Raw genomic sequence first — 20,853 nt, 5'->3', positions numbered from 1 at the left:
CTGCATGAGAGTGATTGTGTAGCGGGTTGATTAAAACAGAATTTGCCTGGCGGCCATAGCGCGGTGGTCCCACCTGATCCCATGCCGAACTCAGAAGTGAAACGCCGTAGCGCCGATGGTAGTGTGGGGTCTCCCCATGCGAGAGTAGGACACTGCCAGGCATCAAACACGAGTTATCAGAGTGACATCTGGTAACTGACAAAATCGCGATAAGCGGTTTTGCACAGCGAGAAGCGCTGGCCCTGTTAAGGGTAAGTATCAGGAAGATACACGTAAAAGAATCGGTGGAGCGGTAGTTCAGTTGGTTAGAATACCTGCCTGTCACGCAGGGGGTCGCGGGTTCGAGCCCCGTCCGTTCCGCCACTTATTTAAATTATGCCTGCTAACTTTAGCAGGCATAATGTTAAGCGTAATTTAGGGGCGTAGCTCAGTTGGTAGAGCACCGGTCTCCAAAACCGGGTGTCGCGAGTTCGAGTCTCTCCGCCCCTGCCATATTAGAAACCCTTCGTGAAAGCGAAGGGTTTTTTTTATGCTCAAAATAGTCATTTAGTCTGCTTTTTGTTCTTCCCTCCATCCTTTTGAGCCAACCTCCTCTAGTTTTTGCTCTCTTCTTGAACATATTTATAGTGTGGATATTCCTAACTATTTTGTGAATTTACACATTATTCCTCGTCTCATTAACCACCTCTACTACTTATCTTTCTTCTAAATTCCCACAAAATTTTCAAAGGTAACGTTCCCAACTCATACCTATTTAGCTGAATTTATGTACAAAACGATTGTTATTCTATGGTGTGATGTTGCTCATTATTACTTTCACAAAATGTACTAAAACTAATTAACATTTTAGCTATCAGGAAGCTCACCTTAAAAAACATCATATGCTTTTAGAACAACATTATCTGCAAATTGGCCGAAGTTCAGGGCAGTACATGGCCTGAATGATCATCTTAACTGTTCTTCGGAATGGTAGTGAGTCAACGGCTCGACGATGGCAAGTGAGGAGAGAAATATGTACAGGCGTTTACTGTTAGCAGCAGCTGTAACAGCAGCAATGTGTAGTGCAGTCCAGGCGGCTCCGTTAGTCGTGGGTTTTTCTCAAATTGGTTCAGAATCCGGTTGGCGTTCTGCGGAAACCAAGGTTTCTAAACAAGAAGCTGAAAAACGCGGAATAACACTAAAAATCGCGGATGCCCAACAAAAACAAGAAAACCAAATCAAAGCGGTGAGATCGTTTATTGCTCAGGGCGTTGATGCCATTTTTATTGCTCCCGTGGTTGCTACTGGTTGGACGCCAGTTTTGCAGGAAGCGAAAGAAGCCAAGATCCCGGTGTTTCTGCTGGACCGTATGATTGAGGTGAATGATCCCTCTTTATATACCGCAGCAGTGGCTTCGGATAGCGTGTATGAAGGCAAAGTTGCAGGTGAATGGCTGTTGAAAGATGTCGCAGGCAAACCTTGTAATGTTGTTGAACTACAAGGCACGGTCGGTTCCAGTGTGGCGATTAACCGCAAAAAAGGTTTCGCTGATGGGATTGCCTCTGCACCTAATGTAAAAATAATTCGTTCACAATCAGGGGACTTCACACGTAGTAAAGGCAAAGAGGTCATGGAGAGCTTCATTAAAGCGGAGCAAAATGGCAAAAATATCTGTGCGGTCTATGCGCATAACGATGACATGGCAATTGGTGCCATCCAGGCAATCAAAGAAGCGGGTCTAAAACCGGGTACAGAAATCAAAATTGTTTCCATAGATGGTGTACCTGATATTTTCAAAGCAATGAGCAGTGGCGAAGCAAATGCAACTGTTGAATTGACGCCAAATATGGCTGGCCCTGCTTTTGATGCCTTAATTGCGCTGAAGAAAGATGGAACCCAACCTCCTAAATTTATCCAGACAGAATCCCGCCTGCTACAGCCAGATACGGCTAAACAGGAATATGAATCCAAGAAGAGCCTTGGTTATTGATTCAAAGGGCGGGGCTTGCCCCGCCTGCTTTCGTCACCTGTATTTGGACAATATCTGAGTCGTTTTTGAACGTGGGTACATCTGATGGAAACACTGCTAAAAGTCCGTGGCTTGTCGGTTGAATTTCCTGGTGTTAAGGCATTGGACTCTGTGGACTTTTCTCTGCATCGCGGTGAGGTTATGGCTTTGCTGGGAGAAAATGGCGCAGGGAAATCCACTTTAATCAAAGCATTAACTGGGGTCTATAAGCGGTCCGCTGGTGAAGTTTATTTAGATGGTGTGGCCATTCGCCCTATTGATACAGCTGATGCCCAAAAGATGGGTATCGGTACAGTCTACCAAGAGGTCAATTTACTCCCGAATATCTCTATTGCAGCAAATCTCTTCATTGGTCGCGAGCCATTGCATTGGGGGCTTATTGATCATCGAACAATGAACCAACAGGCGGAAAAATTACTAAAAGGTTACGGTTTAGCATTAGATGTTCAGCGGCCGTTAGCCGATTTCTCCATTGCAATACAGCAGATTGTTGCCATTGCTCGAGCAGTTGATTTATCAGCAAAGGTACTGATTCTTGATGAGCCGACAGCAAGTCTGGATGCTAAAGAAGTCAGTATGTTGTTGGATATTCTTCGCCAGTTGCGTGATCAGGGAATTGGTATGGTTTTCGTCACCCATTTCTTGGATCAGGTTTATCGGATCAGTGATCGTATAACGGTCTTGCGCAATGGCAAACTTGTTGGCACGAAAACTACCGCAGAGCTTCCTCGGCTTGAATTAGTTCAGATGATGTTGGGCCATAGCTTTGATGAACAATTGCTTAAACGTGGTGAACACAATATTACGGCGAGCAACCCTCTGGTTGAATTTAAAAATTATGGTCGACGAGGTGTGGTTGAGAACTTTGATTTATCGGTTTCCCCCGGTGAAATAGTTGGGCTTGCCGGATTATTGGGGTCAGGTCGAACCGAAACCGCGCAATTAATTTTTGGTGTCACTACTCCCGATAATGGTGAGGCCCAGATACAAGGCAAACCGGTAAAAATCAGAACGCCACGTAAAGCATCAAAACTAGGTTTTGGCTATTGCCCAGAAGATCGCAAAACAGATGGTATTGTGGGGGCCGCCACAGTGCGTGAGAACATTATTTTGGCTCTGCAAGCCCAACGTGGGTGGCTAAGGCCAATTTCTATGCGTGAACAGACTCAAATTGCGGAAGATTTTATCCAGCAATTGGGTATTCGGACTCCTGGCCCTGAGCAGCAAATTCAGTATCTCTCCGGTGGAAACCAGCAAAAAGTATTACTAGCCCGCTGGCTGGCCACAAAACCCCGATTTTTAATTTTAGATGAGCCAACGCGCGGTATTGATGTGGGGGCCCATGCTGAGATTATTCGGCTGATTGAGAAGCTGTGCGACGAAGGGTTGGCACTGTTAATCATCTCTTCCGAATTAGAGGAATTGGCAGGTTATGCTGATCGCGTCATTGTTTTACGTGATCGTCGGCATATTGCACAACTCGGTCACGATGAGATCTCTGTTCCTGCCATTATGCAGGCGATCGCGGTGCAATAAGGAGTTACCTCATGGGAAACAGGAGTCTGTCAATGACGCAAAGGCCGCGCAAAGTTAAATGGGTTTTGCCGAAAGGTGCCACTCAATTTGGCGCTTTAGCAGTCATTTTACTGATTGATAGTTTGGTCGCCCCACACTTTTTCTCAATTCATATTCAGGATGGGCGGCTGTTTGGCAGTGTCATTGATATTTTAAACCGAGGTGCTCCTGTTGCTTTATTGGCATTGGGAATGACATTGGTTATTGCGACCGGGGGCATTGATTTATCCGTTGGAGCCGTGATGGCTATTGCGGGAGCGACAGCCGCGACCCTAACCAGTGCCGGATATGCTTTACCGACAGTCTTAGTCGCTGCACTTGTTGTTGGTGCTCTGTGTGGGTTATGGAATGGCTTTTTAGTGGCGGTATTACAAATTCAGCCAATTGTCGCCACATTGATGTTAATGGTTGCGGGGCGAGGAATAGCCCAACTGATTACCGAAGGGCAGATTGTCACATTTGATAGTGGGGGGTTGGCAAAGTTAGGTAGTAGCACTTTGATGTATATGCCGATGTCGGTCGTTATTGCATTGGGCATGCTGATAATTGTGTGGTTATTGACACGTAAAACAGCACTGGGGCTATTTATTGAGTCGGTTGGTATCAACTTACGTTCTGCACGTAATGCAGGTGTGAGTACGCGGTTGGTGCTCATTGCGGTGTACGTGATTTGTGGGATCTGTGCAGCTGTCGCGGGCATTATTGTGACCGCAGATATCCGAGGGGCGGATGCTAACAATGCAGGTTTATGGCTGGAGTTAGATGCCATTCTTGCCGTAGTCATTGGTGGTGCATCGTTAATGGGGGGGCGCTTTAACCTTTTACTTTCAGTGATTGGCGCTTTGATTATTCAGGGAATGAATACAGGGATTCTACTCTCAGGTTATCAACCTGAATTTAATCTGGTTCTTAAAGCCATCGTCGTATTAGCCGTATTGGTGGTGCAGTCACCCATGATTTCATTGAGCCATATCTTCCGGAGGCGAAAATAATGTTAAAGCGCAATATTCCTTTGCTGATGACTATCGCCGTTTTTATTCTGGGATATGCATTTTGTCTTAGTCAGTTCCCCAGCTTTTCGTCCACCCGGGTATGGTGCGATTTACTGACTGATAACGCCTTCTTGGGCATTGTAGCTGTGGGGATGACCTTTGTTATTTTATCTGGGGGTATAGATTTATCTGTAGGTTCAGTTATCGCTTTTACTGGCGTGCTACTAGCGAAGTTAATCGGAACCTACGGTATTCACCCAATGTATGCTTTTGCCATCGTATTAGTCATGGGAGCAATGTTTGGCGCACTGATGGGCTGGATTATTGATTCTTTGAAACTCCCAGCCTTTATTATCACGCTTGCCGGGATGTTTTTTGTTCGCGGGATGAGCTTTATTGTGTCTGAAGAGTCTATCCCGATTAATCATCCGCTTTATGCCACGTTGGCGAATTATGCTTGGAAAGTCCCCGGAGGTGGGCGATTTACCCTGCTCGCCCTCATCATGCTCTTAGTTGTCGCATTGGGTATTTTGTTGGCACATCGAACCCGTTTTGGTCATAACGTCTATGCTATCGGTGGCAACAGTGTTTCAGCCGCTCTGATGGGGGTTCCTGTCAGACAGACTACGATTAAAATCTACATGTTATCGAGCACTTTAGCGGCACTATCAGGGATTGTTTTCTCTCTTTACACCTCTGCTGGCTATGCTTTGGCAGCCAGTGGTGTTGAACTAGATGCGATTGCGGCCGTTGTTATCGGTGGTACATTGCTGACCGGTGGTATCGGCACCGTCTTTGGTACTCTGTTTGGTGTCCTGATTCAGGGCCTGATCCAGAGTTACATTACATTTGATGGCACACTCAGTTCATGGTGGACCAAGATTGTTATCGGGATCTTGTTATTTAGCTTTATTGCTATCCAGAAGGCGATGAGTGCTTTTTACTTAAATCGTCGTGCTCGCCCTCAGCCGTCACCACTTAATCCTGTATAGCGCTTTGAGCGGCGTTATTCATTGGTGTTTTTAATAGCTGTCGAATCAATGTTTGCTGGTCACTGTTTTGCAACCAAACGGCATACAGTGGCCGCACGATCGGCGGGATATCCGCATTAATAGACAATTGTGGATACTCTTTCTGCCAATGCTCAGGTAGAAAAGCGCAGCCACCGGTAGTCTCCAGTAGTTGGCGGGTTAGATGGGCTGAAGTGGTGGTCAGTACCGGCATTTGCTCACTATTGAGTAATCGACTTTCTTGCTGATGGAAATCTGCCCCCCACTCAAGTTTTATATAAGGCGCTTCATTTGCATTTTTATGCTCGGTTTCACTGTCAGTTTTTTCTGCCAGAACAAGGGGAACCGATGAGAACAACCGCAGTGAAAAATGCCCTAATAACAAACTGGCCAATTCGTCCATTTTAGGGGGTTCAGTTGTTATCAATAAATCCAGTTGCCGTTCGTGCAACTGCTTCACCAGCGATTGCCTTAGTGCAATTCGAGCCTCAAGGCGCAATGCTTCCCGTTGTTTATATAACTGTTGCAACCAAGGCGTGAGGTAAGCCTCCCAAAGTGATGCGGTTGCACCAATAGACAACTCAGTGTGTTGCAGCGAATGAACGACCTCTTTTTTGGCTAGCTGCCAAGTGCTCATCAGTGTTTCGGCATACGGCACCAGTCTTTCGCCCGCAGGGGTCAGACGAATATTATTGCGATGGCGAGTGAATAAATTTGCACCTAATTGATTTTCCAACTGACGGATACGAAAACTTACCGCCGACTGTGTTAAGTACAAAGATTCAGCTGCGCGACCAAAGTGGCGAGTTCTACTGACCTCCAAAAAGGTTTTCAGTAATTCGGTATCCACACCTATCTCCAATTTTTTTTGTCGTTAAGATTTAAATGTTTTGTTTTACACGCTGTCAAGCCTATCTAATACTCCGCGCCATAAACAGCACGACCATGAGAGAATTAGGAGCGTGTCAGATGGCGGATAGCTTCATCACGACCAATCGTTTTTTTGATAATAAACATTATCCTCGCGGGTTCTCGCGTCACGGCGATTTCACCATTAAAGAGGCGCAATTACTAGAGCGCCACGGCCATGCTTTCAATGAACTCGATCTCGGGAAACGCGAACCAGCAACGGAAGAAGAGCATTCGTTTGTGGCTGTTTGTCGCGGCGAACGTGAGCCTGTCAGTGCCGAGGAAAAAGTCTGGTCTAAATATGTGACCCGGACTCGTCGTCCTAAACGTTTCCACACACTGTCTGGCGGTAAACCGCAGATGGATGCCGTGGAAGACTATACCGATAGCGACGATTAATAATACCCTTGGTACTTGATGGTGTATGGGCGCTAGCTGCGCCCTCATGATTTTAAGTATTAAGAATAGGGGGCTTTGTCCCCCTTCTATTTTCACATTAGGCTCTTATGCAACTGCAAGAGCAGTCGGTCCATACAACGGTAGCTTAGCGCCTCGGAAAGATGCTTTTTTTGGATATTATCTTCCAGAGCCAGATCAGCGATAGTCCGCGCAACTTTCAAAATATGGTGCCAGGCACGCACTGACAGCCCTAGAGTCAGCAGAACTTGCTCCAGAAATACCGCATTCTCCGGCGCTAGACAGCAGTATTCGGATATTTCTTGGCTATTAAGTTCTGAATTTATCTTCCCCGCTCTGCCCAGTTGTTTTTCTCTTGCCCGTAATACTCGTTGCCTGACGGTTTCGCTATTTTCCCCCTGATGTTTTTGCGTACCTAACATACCAGCTGGCAGTAATGGCACTTCTATTGATAAATCGAATCTGTCCAAAAACGGGCCTGACAGTTTTGCCAGATAGCGCAGTATCTGTTGTGGCGGTGTTCGGTTATGGATACCTTGATAATGACCACTGGGGCTGGGATTCATCGCGGCTATGAGTTGTACTTTAGCCGGGAAACGCACTTTAGCTGCCGCACGGGAAATGATAATTTCACCAGACTCAAGAGGTTCACGCAGCGAATCCAGCACCCGGCGCTCAAATTCCGGCAACTCGTCTAGAAAAAGTACGCCATTATGTGCCAGTGATATTTCACCAGGGCGGGGAATAGAGCCTCCGCCAATCAGTGCGGCCATTGAGGCACTATGATGTGGGGCACGAAAAGCTCGACTGCGCCACAGAGTAGGTAATTCATTACTGTGTAATAGGCCATTAATAGCAGCGGCCTCCAGCGCTTCTTGATCTGTGAGTGGGGGCAGCAAGCCGGTTAATCGATTGGCTAACATGGTTTTACCCGTGCCCGGTGGACCGAGTAACAGCAAGTTATGCCCACCGGCAGCCGTTATCTCTAGCGCGCGCTTCGCTTGTGATTGACCAATGATGTCTTGCAGATCAAGGCTTTTATCAGAATTTGTCTTATATTCAATGGATTGGCCTTTCTCAAGTGTAGTTTCACCTTGCAAAAATCCGCAGACAGCGAGTAAGTGATCCGCGACCCAACTGTTACCTTGTGGAATAAGCCCAATTTCATGGCTATTTGCGCCGGGCAGAATTAATTGTCGATGTGCTAGGTTGCTGGCAATTGCTGCCGGAATTGCGCCGTTAACCCGCCTTAGTGCTCCTGATAGGGCTAATTCACCCAAGAACTCATAGTGCGTTAATTTATCCGCAGGAATCTGCTCTGAAGCGGCCAATATCGCTAAAGCAATAGGCAGGTCATAGCGACCGCCCTCTTTGGGTAAATCTGCTGGGGCTAAACTGACAGTGATCCGTTTGGCGGGAAAGGTGAAACCGCTGTTGATCAGTGCGCTTCGAACGCGGTCCCGAGCCTCTTTTACCGTTGTCTCTGGTAATCCAACCAAGGTTAGCCCTGGCAAGCCATTGCTGATATGGACTTCAACCGTGACTGAGGGGGCCTGAATACCTAATGTGGCGCGGGTGTGAATAATGGCTAATGACATGATGCTTTCCTTCGCCGTAGTGCGTCCTGAGAGTTTGGGCGTCGTAATAGAGTGACTCAGGTTTTTTTTCGGCGCACTGAAAAAGAGTATTTTTGCAAAACTTCACGAAAAGTTTCGTTGCAATGGTGATATGAAAATCAAACATTGCGATGCAGGGAGCAAAAAAAAGACCAAACTCTCGATGAGGCTTTTACTGATTGATAACTAATGTGTTTATTGTATTTCGCGGCTCTGCTCACAAAATAATAATTTAAATAAATATTGTCATGTAACCGATAACTGTGATAACTCTGTAGGCATTCGTTCGACACTAGATAGATGAACAACCTAATTATGAAAGCGATTGTCCAAGTGATTAACCTAGTCCTAATTAGCGTGGTGGTGATTATTATCCCACCGTGCGGGGCAGCACTTGGACGAATAAAGGCATAAAAATCAAGCCTTAATCTCAAGAGAACCCCCGCACCGAAAGGTCCGGGGGTTTTTTTATTGGTACGTTAAAAGACGCGAGGAACATAAAATGCACAACAGAATAAAATTCTGTTCCTTCCGCAAAAGGTCGGGGAAATAACTATGAATGGTGCTCAGTGGGTGGTTCAAGCGTTGCGTGCACAGGGTGTTGATACGGTATTCGGCTATCCGGGTGGGGCGATTATGCCTGTCTACGATGCTTTGTATGATGGCGGTGTCGAGCATTTGCTCTGCCGCCACGAGCAGGGCGCTGCCATTGCTGCTATCGGTTATGCACGTGCCACCGGTAAAGTCGGGGTGTGCATTGCGACTTCCGGCCCCGGAGCCACTAATCTGATCACCGGTTTGGCTGATGCGTTGTTAGATTCCGTGCCCGTTATCGCTATCACGGGTCAGGTGGGTTCCGGCTTAATTGGAACCGATGCATTTCAGGAGATTGATGTTCTGGGGCTGTCTCTGGCCTGTACCAAACACAGCTTCTTGGTGGAATCACTGGATGCTTTGCCGGGCATTATGGCTGAAGCCTTTGCTATTGCTACCAGCGGCCGCCCTGGGCCGGTTTTAATCGATATTCCAAAAGACATTCAGTTAGCTGTGGGCGAGTTGACCCCGCATTTGATGCCAGTTGAAGAACATCCGGTGGATTCTGCTGCGGAGTTACAACAAGCTTGGAATATGTTGGCGACAGCGGAAAAGCCGATGCTGTATGTCGGTGGTGGTGTCGGCATGGCGCAGGCGGTTCCCGCTTTACGCCAGTTTATCGAAGTAACCGGTGTACCTACGGTCGCAACGTTGAAAGGTTTGGGCGCTCCCGATAGTGAGCATCCTTGTTATCTGGGTATGTTAGGCATGCACGGCACTAAAGCAGCGAACTTTGCTGTACAAGGCTGTGATTTATTAATTGCTGTAGGTGCCCGCTTTGATGACCGCGTAACCGGGAAACTGAATACATTCGCTGCGAAAGCAAAAGTTATCCATATGGATATCGACCCGGCGGAGCTGGGCAAATTGCGTCAGGCGCACGTCGCGTTGCAGGGGGATTTGAACGTATTATTGCCCGCGCTGCAGCAGCCGTTAAATATTCAGCCGTGGCGTGATGAGGTTATGGCATTAAAACAACAGCATAGCTGGCGTTACGATCATCCCGGTCAGGCGATTTATGCTCCATTATTGCTTAAGCAAATTTCTGAGCGCAAAACCCCGCAGACAGTCGTGACCACCGATGTGGGTCAGCACCAGATGTGGACTGCGCAGCATATGAACTTTACCCGCCCTGAGAATTTCATCACTTCAAGCGGTTTGGGCACGATGGGTTTTGGCGTTCCTGCCGCCGTTGGTGCGCAAATGGCCCGCCCTGATGACATGGTTATCTGTGTCTCCGGTGATGGCTCGTTTATGATGAATGTTCAGGAGTTGGGCACGATTAAACGAAAACAGTTGCCGCTGAAAATCGTTTTGTTGGATAACCAGCGATTAGGTATGGTTCGACAGTGGCAGCAACTGTTTTTTGATGGGCGTTACAGTGAAACCAACCTTTCTGATAACCCCGATTTCATCACTCTGGCCAGTGCTTTCAATATCCCCGGCCAACGTATCACCCGTAAAGACCAAGTCGACGCCGCTCTGGATGCGCTGTTTAACAGCGAAGGCCCTTATCTGCTCCAGGTTTCCATCGACGAACTCGAAAACGTTTGGCCGTTAGTGCCGCCAGGCGCAGGTAATGAAACCATGCTGGAGAAAATCTCATGATGCAACACCAACTCTCTATCCAAGCCCGCTTCCGCCCTGAGATGTTAGAGCGCGTATTGCGGGTTGTGCGGCACCGCGGCTTTCAGGTTTGTGCTATGAATATGTCGCCAATGATTAATGCCGAGAATATTAATATTGAATTGACCGTTGCCAGCGGGCGACCTGTCGATTTACTGTCTTCTCAGCTGAGTAAGCTTATGGATGTCGCCTGCGTCGAGATCCTACAACCTAATACATTACAGATACGCGCCTGATGCGCCACAAGGAAAGAAAAGAATGACGAAGAAAGCTGATTACATTTGGTTTAACGGCGAAATGACTCCGTGGGCAGAGGCTAAAGTTCACGTGATGTCTCACGCGTTACACTACGGCACGTCAGTCTTCGAAGGTGTTCGTTGCTACGAATCCCATAAAGGGCCGGTCGTTTTCCGCCACCGCGAACACATGCAGCGCTTGCATGATTCTGCCAAAATTTACCGTATGCCGGTTTCTCAGACCGTTGATGAGCTGATGGAAGCTTGCCGCGAGACACTGCGTAAAAATAATCTGACCAGCGCTTATATCCGCCCATTGGTGTTTATTGGTGATGTTGGCATGGGTGTTAATCCGCCAGATGGCTATAAGACGGATGTCATCATTGCGGCCTTCCCATGGGGTGCCTATTTGGGTGCAGAAGCGCTGGAACAAGGGATTGATGCCATGGTTTCTTCATGGAACCGTGTGGCGCCAAACACCATTCCAACCGCGGCTAAGGCTGGGGGCAACTATTTGTCTTCCTTGCTGGTGGGCAGTGAAGCACGCCGCCACGGTTATCAGGAAGGAATTGCACTGGATGTTCATGGCTACCTGTCTGAAGGTGCCGGTGAAAACCTGTTTGAAGTAAAAGATGGCATTCTGTTCACCCCACCATTTACCTCTTCTGCTCTGCCGGGTATCACGCGCGACGCTATCATCAAATTGGCGAAAGATATGGGTCTGGAAGTCCGTGAGCAAGTCTTGTCACGTGAATCTCTCTATTTGGCTGACGAAGTGTTTATGTCAGGTACTGCGGCAGAAATTACCCCAGTTCGTAGCGTGGATGGCATTCAGGTTGGTATTGGTAAACGCGGCCCGATTACCGGCAAAATTCAGCAAGCCTTCTTCGGCTTGTTCACCGGTGAAACCGAAGATAAATACGGTTGGTTGGATCCAATCAATCCGCAATAAAAATAGACAGACAGAATCAGCAGGTGGTTCGTTCGCCACCTGCAATACAGAATAACCTGGAGTGAAGAGACAATGCCTAAGTACCGTTCCCATACCACCACCCATGGCCGCAATATGGCTGGCGCCCGCGCACTGTGGCGCGCTACCGGTATGACCGATGATGACTTCGGCAAACCGATTATTGCGGTAGTTAACTCATTTACCCAGTTTGTACCGGGCCACGTTCATTTGCGCGACTTAGGAAAACTGGTAGCGGAGCAAATTGAAGCCTCTGGCGGTGTGGCTAAAGAGTTCAACACGATTGCGGTGGATGATGGGATCGCGATGGGCCATGGCGGCATGCTCTATTCATTGCCTTCACGCGAATTGATTGCCGACTCTGTTGAGTACATGGTGAACGCCCACTGTGCGGATGCCATGGTCTGCATTTCAAACTGCGACAAAATTACCCCTGGGATGTTGATGGCGTCTCTGCGCCTGAATATCCCGGTGATCTTTGTGTCTGGCGGCCCAATGGAGGCCGGCAAAACCAAGCTGTCCGACAAAATCATCAAGCTGGATCTGGTAGACGCCATGATTCAGGGGGCTAACCCGAATGTCAGCGACGCTGACAGTGAGCAGATTGAGCGCTCGGCCTGCCCAACGTGCGGCTCTTGTTCTGGGATGTTTACCGCCAACTCGATGAACTGCTTGAATGAAGCGCTGGGCTTGGCGCTGCCGGGTAACGGCTCATTGCTGGCAACTCATGCGGATCGTAAGCAGCTTTTCTTGGATGCAGGTAAGCATATTGTCGAGCTGACCAAGCGTTATTACGAACAGGATGATGTCAGCGCTTTACCACGCAGCATTGCCAACAAAGCCGCATTTGAAAATGCCATGACACTCGATATTGCCATGGGTGGCTCCACCAATACGGTGTTGCATTTGCTGGCCGCGGCACAGGAAGGGGATATTGATTTCGATATCAGTGATATCGACCGTTTATCTCGTCAGGTGCCTCACTTGTGTAAAGTGGCCCCGAGCACTCAGAAATACCATATGGAAGATGTGCACCGTGCTGGTGGCGTTATTGGTATTTTAGGCGAGTTAGATCGCGCTGGGTTGCTTAATCGCAATGTTCGTAACGTGTTGGGGTTGGATCTGCCACAAACTTTGGCAGCCTATGACGTCATGCTGACCGGTGATGAAAAGGTCAAAAGCATGTATTCCGCAGGTCCTGCGGGTATCCGTACGACCAAAGCCTTCTCTCAGGATTGCCGTTTCCCGTCACTGGATACCGATCGCAAAGAGGGTTGTATCCGCACACGTGAACATGCTTATAGCCAAGACGGTGGTTTGGCCGTGTTGTACGGCAATATTGCCGCTGACGGTTGTATTGTGAAAACCGCGGGTGTGGATAAAGACAGTTTGACCTTCCGTGGTCCGGCTAAAGTGTACGAAAGCCAGGATGATGCGGTCGCTGCAATTCTGGGCGGCAAAGTGGTTGCGGGTGATGTGGTTGTTATCCGTTACGAAGGACCGAAAGGCGGGCCGGGGATGCAGGAAATGCTGTACCCGACCACTTATTTGAAATCCATGGGATTGGGTAAAAGCTGTGCCTTGCTGACGGATGGCCGGTTCTCTGGCGGGACCTCTGGTTTGTCAATTGGTCACGTTTCTCCAGAAGCGGCCAGTGGTGGTCTGATTGGTTTGGTACAGGATGGCGATTTTATTGATATCGATATCCCGAATCGTGGCATTCAATTGGATGTGAGTGAGTCTGAGCTGGCTGCTCGTCGTGAAACTGAAGAGGCCCGTGGTGATGCCGCATGGTCACCTAAAGCCCGCGAACGTCAGGTTTCTTATGCACTGCGCGCTTACGCCCTACTGGCAACCAGCGCCGACAAAGGTGCAGTGCGCGACAAAAGTAAGCTGGGAGGCTAATCCCCATGGCGGTTTCACAACCCTTATCCGCTGCCCCCTGTGGGGCAGAATATCTGCGGGCGATACTTCGCGCGCCAGTGTATGAGGTGGCGCAAGTCACCCCGCTGCAAGTGATGGAAAAAATCTCCTCCCGCTTGGGTAATACCATTTTGGTGAAGAGAGAAGACCGGCAACCCGTGCACAGTTTTAAACTGCGCGGGGCCTATGCCATGTTGGCGGGGCTGACTGAAGAGCAAAAAGCGTGTGGTGTGATAAGTGCATCGGCAGGTAATCATGCCCAAGGTGTGGCGCTCTCGGCCAGTAAGCTGGGGATTAAAGCGCTGATTGTCATGCCGGTAGCGACTGCGGACATTAAAGTGGATGCAGTACGTGGTTTTGGTGGTGAAGTGCTGTTATTTGGTGCCAACTTTGATGAGGCCAAAGCCAAAGCTATCGCGCTTTCCCAGCAACAGGGATATACCTTTGTGCCTCCGTTTGACCATCCGGCCGTGATTGCCGGGCAGGGAACGCTGGCGATGGAATTGCTCCAGCAAGACGCACATATTGATCGGGTGTTTGTTCCGGTCGGTGGCGGCGGGCTGGTGGCCGGTGTGGCAGTGCTTATCAAACAATTGATGCCGCAGATTAAAGTGATCGGGGTTGAAGCAGAAGACTCAGCCTGTTTGCATGCTGCACTAAAGGCAGGTCAACCTGTTGATCTGGCTCGTGTCGGGTTATTTGCCGAAGGTGTAGCCGTTAAGCGCATTGGTGATGAGCCTTTTCGGTTATGTCAGGAATATCTGGATGAAGTTATTACTGTCGACAGTGATGCCATCTGTGCTGCGGTAAAAGACTTATTTGAAGATGTGCGCGCTATTGCCGAGCCTTCAGGCGCCTTGGCGTTGGCAGGGCTGAAAAAGTATGTTCAGCAGCATAATATTCAAGGCGAGCGTTTGGCCCACATTCTTTCCGGCGCGAATGTTAACTTCCATGGGTTACGCTATGTGTCAGAACGTTGTGAACTGGGCGAGCAGCGTGAAGCCTTGTTAGCGGTGACCATCCCAGAACAAAAGGGCAGTTTCCTGCGTTTTTGTGAATTGCTGGGCGGGCGCTCAGTGACGGAGTTTAACTACCGCTATGCTGATGCAGATAATGCCTGCATTTTCGTCGGGGTACGTTTGACCCGCGGTTATGCAGAGCGGGCAGAGATTCTATCCGAGTTGCAGGAGAAAGGTTACCAAGTTGTCGATTTGTCCGATGATGAAATGGCGAAGTTACATGTGCGCTATATGGTTGGGGGGCGACCTTCCAAACCATTGCGTGAGCGCTTATTCAGCTTTGAGTTCCCGGAATCACCCGGCGCATTGCTGAAATTCCTGCACACCTTGGGCACTCATTGGAATATTTCTCTGTTCCATTATCGTAGCCATGGCACTGATTTTGGCCGCGTTTTGGCGGGGTTTGAATTATCGGCAACTGAGCCGCAATTTGAACAACATCTGACTGCACTGGGCTACGATTGCCATGATGAAACAGATAACCCGGCGTTTAAATTCTTTTTAGCAGGTTAAGTTTTTGAGCGAGTAACACCGCTGCTTTAGGCGCTAAAGACTAAAGCAGCCCCCAAAATGCTTCAATCAGCGGTTCATTGAGCCGCTTTTTGGGGACGCAAACACCCAATTCAAAAGGTTCTACCAGCGAGACATCATCTAGCAGAGAGATTCGGTTACGTACCGGCTCTGGGCTGTTATCGACCACCACCGATGGGATCAATGCCACACCACATCCTAACGCCACCATCGACACAATCGCCTCATGACCGGAAACCGTAGCGTATATCAATGGGTTAGTGATGCGTTGGCGGCGAAACCACAAATCAATACGTTTTCGTGATGGACCGTGTTCCGGCAAAATAAAGGGAATATTCGCCCAATCAGGTTGCTCAACTGATACTAATTCTCGCACCGCACAAGGGAGTGCTGGGGCAATGAGTACCAATGGAATCTCGCCAATTTGGGTAAAGGCCACGCTGCTGGGTAGGACTTCAGGGCGGCCAGCAATCCCCAAGTCAGCCTCATTAGACTGCACTTTATCGACGGCATCGGCGGCATCACCAGTGGTGAGTTTGATTTCAACCAGTGGATGGCGAGCACGGAAGCGGTCGAGAATTGGCGGTAAATGGCTATATGCCGCAGTGACTGAGCAAAATAGCCGTAGTTCGCCACTCAATGATGGCCCGTGCTGGCCTAATGCATGGCGCAATTGCTGATATTGCAGCAAGGTTTGTTGAGCAAAAGCCTTCAACTGGGTGCCAGCGTCAGTCAGTTGCACTGTGCGGTTATCTCGTAAAAAAAGTGGCTGGCCGATAGTCTCTTCCAACCGCTGAATCTGACGCGACAAGGTGGATGGACTCACGTGCATGGCCTTCGCTGTACGGCCAAAATGGCGGCTTTCAGCCAAATGCAGGAATAATTTTAGGTCGCGTAAATCCATAGCCGCTTGCCCTCACGGGTCATGTAATAAGAACGTTGCAATAATTGCAATGTGACATTGTCAATATATCAATTTCCGCAATGGATTTCCTGTCATATAGTGAATTCACGCGAATCCCCAGCAAAGACAGGGGATGTGAAAATATTCAGTACACAAACACGACATTCGTTTGCAGTAAGTAGAAAAATAGCTGCACCCACAAAACAGAACCCGAACGGAGTAATACCATGGCTAACTATTTCAACACATTGAACCTGCGTCAGCAGTTGGCGCAATTAGGTAAGTGTCGCTTTATGGCACGAGATGAATTCGCCGATGAAGCAGGCTACCTGAAAGGGAAAAAAGTGGTGATTGTCGGCTGTGGCGCGCAGGGCCTGAACCAAGGCTTGAACATGCGTGACTCCGGTTTGGATGTGGCTTATGCCCTGCGCAAAGAAGCGATCGCCGAGAAACGTGCTTCATGGCGTAAAGCGACCGAAAACGGCTTTAAAGTCGGTACCTACGAAGAGTTGATTCCGCAAGCAGATTTAGTGGTTAACCTGACACCAGACAAACAGCATTCTGCGGTAGTTCAGGCTATTCAGCCTCTGATGAAAGAGGGCGCAGCACTGGGTTATTCTCATGGTTTCAACATTGTAGAAGTGGGCGAACAAGTGCGTAAAGACATCACGGTTGTGATGGTTGCGCCGAAATGCCCAGGCACCGAAGTTCGCGAAGAATACAAACGTGGTTTTGGTGTGCCGACATTGATTGCCGTTCACCCAGAAAATGACCCGAAAGGCGAAGGCATGGCGATTGCTAAAGCATGGGCAGCAGCAACAGGCGGTCATCGTGCCGGTGTGCTGGAATCTTCTTTCGTTGCTGAAGTGAAGTCTGACTTGATGGGCGAGCAAACTATCCTGTGTGGTATGTTGCAGGCCGGTTCACTGCTGTGCTTCGACAAGCTGGTTTCTGAAGGTACTGATGCCGCTTATGCTGAAAAACTGATTCAATTCGGTTGGGAAACCATCACTGAAGCACTGAAACAAGGCGGGATTACGCTGATGATGGACCGTCTGTCCAACCCGGCTAAACTGCGCGCTTATGCACTGTCTGAACAACTGAAAGAGATCATGGCACCGCTGTTCCAAAAACATATGGACGATATCATTTCTGGTGCGTTCTCCAGCGGAATGATGGCTGACTGGGCTGAAGACGACGTTAAATTGCTTAACTGGCGTGAAGAGACCGGCAGAACAGCATTTGAGAATGCGCCACAGTATGAAGGCAAAATCTCCGAGCAAGAATATTTCGACCACGGCGTGTTGATGATTGCAATGGTGAAAGCCGGGGTTGAGCTGGCATTCGAAACAATGGTGGCTTCTGGCATCATTGAAGAATCTGCTTACTACGAATCTTTGCATGAACTGCCACTGATCGCGAACACGATTGCCCGTAAGCGTCTGTATGAAATGAACGTGGTTATCTCAGATACCGCAGAATACGGTAACTACCTGTTCGCTAACGCAGCGGTACCATTACTGAAAGGTAAGTTCATGGATTCTCTGCAAGCTGGCGACTTGGGTAAAAGCGTTGCCGGGACAGCAGTAGATAATGCTCAACTGCGCGACGTAAACGAAGCTATTCGTAATCACCCAATTGAAGCTGTAGGCCATAAGCTGCGTGGGTATATGACCGATATGAAACGTATCGCGGTTGCGGGCTAATCAAGCTATCTTACTGGCCATTTCAGGCTTGGGCAGTGCTCGTGATCCTCACGTATTAATATACGCTCCGGTCACTGTGCGCTGTCCGTACCTGAACTGCCTACGACGATAACGCTTGATGCTATCTACTGGCCATTTCAGGCTTGGCAGTGCTCGTGATCCTCACGTATTAATATACGCTCCGGTCACTGTGCGCTGTCCGTACCTGAACTGCCTGCGACGATAACGCTTGATGCTATCTACTGGTCATTTCAGGCTTGGGCAGTGATTGAAGAGTATAATTCTCGGTCGCAGTATCCAGTAATAAATCATTATGAAAGCCTCTCCGCAAAGAGAGGCTTTTTTTTATCTCGGATTTTATGTATTTCGACGCTATAAAAATTTAATAAATTAATGCTATCGCGGCCCGTAAAAACTCTTGTAAGGTGTCAGTCGTGGTTAAATACATCGCCACTAATCTCTATTTTTTATTTCATAAAACATAACATTATTTTGATGAATCAACCTTGCTAATTAGCGAGGTTTTTTTGTTAGCGCATCAGGCCAAGATTCATGTGGCTCAGACGGCTTTAAATTCTGCTCAACATCAATTAAATATGGCCCATCCCTCCTAAAAAAGAACATGTTGGAGGAAGAGAAAAATATGAAATTCATCACGTCAATCCAATTAATGGTGGTGGTGCAGTTTATGATATAGATAATCTGCGAGTGGTCACACCGAAGCGACATATTGAAATACATACAAGAAATGGAGTGTAACGATGACCATTAAGAAGTTATCAGAATATACTGAGAGCGAATTTCTTGAACTGATTAAATCCCTTTTTGATGGGGATTTTAAGTCAGAGGAAGAGCTTGATTCAGTAGTTCACGAAATTGTTGTCGCAGTTGACCATCCTGATGGAACAGATATTCTTTTTTATCCTTCAGATGATGGAGAGGATAGTCCTGAAGGTGTCCTTAATTTTATTAAAAAATGGTTAGCCGAAAATGGCAAACCAGGCTTTAAAGAGTAACTCATATAGCTAAAAATAATATAAGCCGTCTTTAGTTATGGCGGTTTATATTACTTCTAATAAATTAGTTTATGAAGTATTAACTTTATGAATAATAATTTCATTATTACATCATCTGGTTCCCAGCAGACTCGGGATGACAACCGGTGTATATTTATCTTAATAGTCCAAGGAGTGAAGCGGGTAAAAGTCTGGGAGCACGGATCCCATCACAAATTGCGGATAAATTACGAGGTCAAGAATTCAGTAGCTTTGATAAATTCCGGGAAGCATTTTGGGAAGAGGTAAGTAAGGAGCCGAGCTTAGCTATACAATTTAAGTCTGGTAATTTAGGGAATATTAAAAATGGTAAAGCTCCATCACCAAGAGAAAGTGAGCAGATAGGTAGTCGAGTAAAATATGAACTTCATCATGTAAAGCCTATTAGTGATAATGGTGCTGTTTGCGACATTGATAATATTAAGGTATTGACGCCTAAAAGACATATAGAGATTCACAAAGAGGTAAAATAAAATGAAAAAGAAAACTATTCCTGACTACACTGAATCTGAGTTCTTAGCGTTTGTAAGGACGTTTTTTAATGTGGAAAGCTCCTCTGAAGAGGAGGATATTAAAAATTTACTCGAATTTAAACGATTGTGTGAACATCCTTCAGGTTCTGATCTTCTCTATTACCCAGATGATAATAGAGAGGATAGCCCTGAAGGTGTCGTGGATGAAATAAAAAAATGGTTAGCCGAAAATTGTAAACCAGGCTTTAAAGAGTAACTCATATAGCTAAAATAATATAAGCCGTCTTTAGTTATGGCGGTTTATATTACTTCTAATAAATTAGTTTATGAAGTATTAACTTTATGAATAATAATTTAATTATTACATCATCTGGTTCCCAGCAGACTCGGGATGACAACCGGTGTATATTTATCTTAATAGTCCAAGGAGTGAGGCGGGTAAAGGTCTGGGAGCACCGATCCCATCACAAATTGCGGATAAATTACGAGGCCAAGAATTCAGTAGCTTTGATAAATTTCGGGCCGCGTTTTGGGAAGAGGTGAGTAAAGATCCTGAACTGGCTGGGCAGTTTTCACCTCTGAACCTAAACAGAATGAAACAGGGTTATGCTCCTTATCCAATACCAACCGAACAAGTTGGAGGAAGAGAGAAGTTTGAACTTCATCATATCAAATTTATTAGGGATGATGGGGCTGTTTATGATATTGAAAATCTAAGAATAATGACACCAAAACGACATATTGATGTTCATTCAAAAAAATGAGGTGAATAATGGAATTAAAAAATAGTATAACGGAATATACTGAAAGTGAATTTTTAGATTTTCTAAATAAAATTTGGGTTGTAGATGTTCCTGAGAATGAACATGATGAACTTATTCGTCATTTTGTGAAGGTTACAGAGCATCCCCAAGGGAATGGAATTCTTTTTTACCCCGATAATGGGGCTGATAATAGTCCTAAGGGAATTTTGGCAGAGGTTAAAAAATGGCGAGCCGGAAATGGCAAGCCAGGCTTTAAAGAGTAAACTCGGTCATTAAGTTATAATGCAAGCCTCTGCTTTGATTGGATTGCATATTTTATAGTGATTAATTACTCAATCATCTATTTACTTTTATAATGAATTATTTTTATACAACTATGCAAAACATAATTTTAATATGTCGCCAGTAAATAAATACTGTTTTTTACTAATGCTATTGCCTGGTTTTTTTGCATAGGTCTCAAAACTAATATGTTAATTTTCTTATAGTAAGCTCTTCGCTATTTAGTAATGATTGTTTATTTAT

21 protein-coding genes, 2 tRNA genes and 1 rRNA gene are annotated in these 20,853 nt (G+C 47.1%); 21 read left to right on the top strand and 3 right to left on the bottom strand.

Translation table 11 applies throughout. The features are described 5' to 3' along the window. The first annotated feature begins 45 nt into the window (after positions 1 to 45). The 7 genes from rrf to yjfF all read left to right on the top strand — a co-directional run bounded on the left by rrf (position 46) and on the right by yjfF (position 5,567). Positions 46 to 161 (top strand): 5S ribosomal RNA (gene rrf / locus HUZ92_RS15900). Between the two features lie 125 nt (positions 162 to 286). Next, positions 287 to 363, top strand: a tRNA-Asp gene (locus HUZ92_RS15895). Between the two features lie 53 nt (positions 364 to 416). Beyond that, positions 417 to 492: transfer RNA gene (locus tag HUZ92_RS15890), tRNA-Trp, on the top strand. A gap of 520 nt (positions 493 to 1,012) precedes the next feature. Next, complete coding sequence (gene ytfQ, locus HUZ92_RS15885; RefSeq protein ID WP_019213113.1) at positions 1,013 to 1,969, top strand: galactofuranose ABC transporter, galactofuranose-binding protein YtfQ; 957 nt, start codon at positions 1,013 to 1,015, stop codon at positions 1,967 to 1,969. 84 nt (positions 1,970 to 2,053) lie between these two features. Further along, positions 2,054 to 3,544 (top strand): galactofuranose ABC transporter, ATP-binding protein YtfR, encoded by a 1,491-nt coding sequence (gene ytfR / locus HUZ92_RS15880; RefSeq protein ID WP_050101936.1) that lies wholly within the window; start codon positions 2,054 to 2,056, stop codon positions 3,542 to 3,544. An 11-nt stretch (positions 3,545 to 3,555) separates the two neighbouring features. After that, positions 3,556 to 4,575, top strand: coding sequence for a galactofuranose ABC transporter, ATP-binding protein YtfT (gene ytfT / locus HUZ92_RS15875; RefSeq protein WP_072086794.1), 1,020 nt, complete (start codon positions 3,556 to 3,558; stop codon positions 4,573 to 4,575). Beyond that, a complete protein-coding gene (gene yjfF / locus HUZ92_RS15870; protein ID WP_050296243.1) occupies positions 4,575 to 5,567 on the top strand; it encodes a galactofuranose ABC transporter, permease protein YjfF in 993 nt (330 codons plus the stop codon). Before ytfT ends, yjfF begins: the two co-directional genes overlap by 1 nt. Here the strand turns inward: yjfF and hdfR are convergent. Then, a complete protein-coding gene (hdfR, locus tag HUZ92_RS15865) occupies positions 5,554 to 6,435 on the bottom strand; it encodes an HTH-type transcriptional regulator HdfR (protein WP_050101933.1) in 882 nt (293 codons plus the stop codon). The two genes, yjfF and hdfR, sit on opposite strands and share 14 nt — an antisense overlap. 119 nt (positions 6,436 to 6,554) lie before the next feature. On the opposite strand from hdfR, the gene HUZ92_RS15860 reads away from it, so the two are divergent. Beyond that, a complete protein-coding gene (locus HUZ92_RS15860; RefSeq protein WP_050101932.1) occupies positions 6,555 to 6,893 on the top strand; it encodes a MaoP family protein in 339 nt (112 codons plus the stop codon). Between the two features lie 92 nt (positions 6,894 to 6,985). On the opposite strand, the gene HUZ92_RS15855 is transcribed toward HUZ92_RS15860, so the two are convergent. Further along, positions 6,986 to 8,509: a YifB family Mg chelatase-like AAA ATPase gene (locus HUZ92_RS15855; RefSeq protein ID WP_050101931.1), complete on the bottom strand. Its 1,524-nt coding sequence runs from the start codon at positions 8,507 to 8,509 to the stop codon at positions 6,986 to 6,988. Positions 8,510 to 8,842: 333 nt separating this feature from the next. On the opposite strand from HUZ92_RS15855, the gene ilvL reads away from it, so the two are divergent. The 6 genes from ilvL (at position 8,843) to ilvA (ending at position 15,408) form a co-directional block, all read left to right on the top strand. Beyond that, positions 8,843 to 8,941, top strand: coding sequence for an ilv operon leader peptide (gene ilvL / locus HUZ92_RS15850; protein ID WP_071817873.1), 99 nt, complete (start codon positions 8,843 to 8,845; stop codon positions 8,939 to 8,941). 141 nt (positions 8,942 to 9,082) lie between these two features. Further along, complete coding sequence (ilvG, locus tag HUZ92_RS15845) at positions 9,083 to 10,729, top strand: acetolactate synthase 2 catalytic subunit (RefSeq protein WP_050101930.1); 1,647 nt, start codon at positions 9,083 to 9,085, stop codon at positions 10,727 to 10,729. Beyond that, the gene (ilvM, locus tag HUZ92_RS15840; protein WP_025379943.1) at positions 10,726 to 10,983 is read left to right on the top strand and encodes an acetolactate synthase 2 small subunit; all 258 of its coding nucleotides are present in this window, start codon (positions 10,726 to 10,728) and stop codon (positions 10,981 to 10,983) included. Before ilvG ends, ilvM begins: the two co-directional genes overlap by 4 nt. A 22-nt stretch (positions 10,984 to 11,005) precedes the next feature. After that, the gene (locus tag HUZ92_RS15835; protein WP_050101929.1) at positions 11,006 to 11,935 is read left to right on the top strand and encodes a branched-chain amino acid transaminase; all 930 of its coding nucleotides are present in this window, start codon (positions 11,006 to 11,008) and stop codon (positions 11,933 to 11,935) included. Between the two features lie 72 nt (positions 11,936 to 12,007). Continuing rightward, a complete protein-coding gene (gene ilvD, locus HUZ92_RS15830; protein ID WP_050101928.1) occupies positions 12,008 to 13,858 on the top strand; it encodes a dihydroxy-acid dehydratase in 1,851 nt (616 codons plus the stop codon). 5 nt (positions 13,859 to 13,863) lie between these two features. Beyond that, the gene (ilvA, locus tag HUZ92_RS15825; RefSeq protein WP_050101927.1) at positions 13,864 to 15,408 is read left to right on the top strand and encodes a threonine ammonia-lyase, biosynthetic; all 1,545 of its coding nucleotides are present in this window, start codon (positions 13,864 to 13,866) and stop codon (positions 15,406 to 15,408) included. 40 nt (positions 15,409 to 15,448) lie between these two features. On the opposite strand, the gene ilvY is transcribed toward ilvA, so the two are convergent. Continuing rightward, entirely contained in the window at positions 15,449 to 16,330 is an 882-nt protein-coding gene (gene ilvY / locus HUZ92_RS15820; protein ID WP_050101926.1) for an HTH-type transcriptional activator IlvY, read from the bottom strand. A gap of 227 nt (positions 16,331 to 16,557) precedes the next feature. On the opposite strand from ilvY, the gene ilvC reads away from it, so the two are divergent. The 7 genes from ilvC to HUZ92_RS15790 all read left to right on the top strand — a co-directional run bounded on the left by ilvC (position 16,558) and on the right by HUZ92_RS15790 (position 20,591). Then, positions 16,558 to 18,036 carry a ketol-acid reductoisomerase gene (ilvC, locus tag HUZ92_RS15815; RefSeq protein WP_050101925.1) on the top strand — a complete coding sequence of 493 codons (1,479 nt, stop codon included), beginning with the start codon at positions 16,558 to 16,560 and terminating at the stop codon, positions 18,034 to 18,036. Between the two features lie 594 nt (positions 18,037 to 18,630). After that, entirely contained in the window at positions 18,631 to 18,795 is a 165-nt protein-coding gene (locus tag HUZ92_RS20905) for an HNH endonuclease signature motif containing protein (protein WP_328591097.1), read from the top strand. Positions 18,796 to 18,797: 2 nt separating this feature from the next. After that, positions 18,798 to 19,052, top strand: a complete 255-nt coding sequence (locus HUZ92_RS15810; RefSeq protein WP_050296241.1) for a bacteriocin immunity protein — start codon at positions 18,798 to 18,800, stop codon at positions 19,050 to 19,052. Between the two features lie 146 nt (positions 19,053 to 19,198). Beyond that, positions 19,199 to 19,564, top strand: a complete 366-nt coding sequence (locus tag HUZ92_RS15805) for an HNH endonuclease signature motif containing protein (protein WP_235897017.1) — start codon at positions 19,199 to 19,201, stop codon at positions 19,562 to 19,564. A 1-nt stretch (position 19,565) separates the two neighbouring features. Continuing rightward, positions 19,566 to 19,820, top strand: coding sequence for a bacteriocin immunity protein (locus tag HUZ92_RS15800; RefSeq protein WP_050296239.1), 255 nt, complete (start codon positions 19,566 to 19,568; stop codon positions 19,818 to 19,820). Between the two features lie 145 nt (positions 19,821 to 19,965). After that, positions 19,966 to 20,328 carry an HNH endonuclease signature motif containing protein gene (locus tag HUZ92_RS15795; protein ID WP_235897016.1) on the top strand — a complete coding sequence of 121 codons (363 nt, stop codon included), beginning with the start codon at positions 19,966 to 19,968 and terminating at the stop codon, positions 20,326 to 20,328. Positions 20,329 to 20,336: 8 nt separating this feature from the next. After that, positions 20,337 to 20,591, top strand: coding sequence for a bacteriocin immunity protein (locus tag HUZ92_RS15790; RefSeq protein ID WP_145580147.1), 255 nt, complete (start codon positions 20,337 to 20,339; stop codon positions 20,589 to 20,591). The last annotated feature ends 262 nt before the right edge of the window (positions 20,592 to 20,853 follow it).

This window comes from Yersinia vastinensis (assembly GCF_902726565.1).
Classification (GTDB): domain Bacteria; phylum Pseudomonadota; class Gammaproteobacteria; order Enterobacterales; family Enterobacteriaceae; genus Yersinia; species Yersinia vastinensis.
The sequence above is the reverse complement of the archived record's forward strand: the minus strand, read 5'-3'. Positions and strand labels throughout refer to the sequence as shown.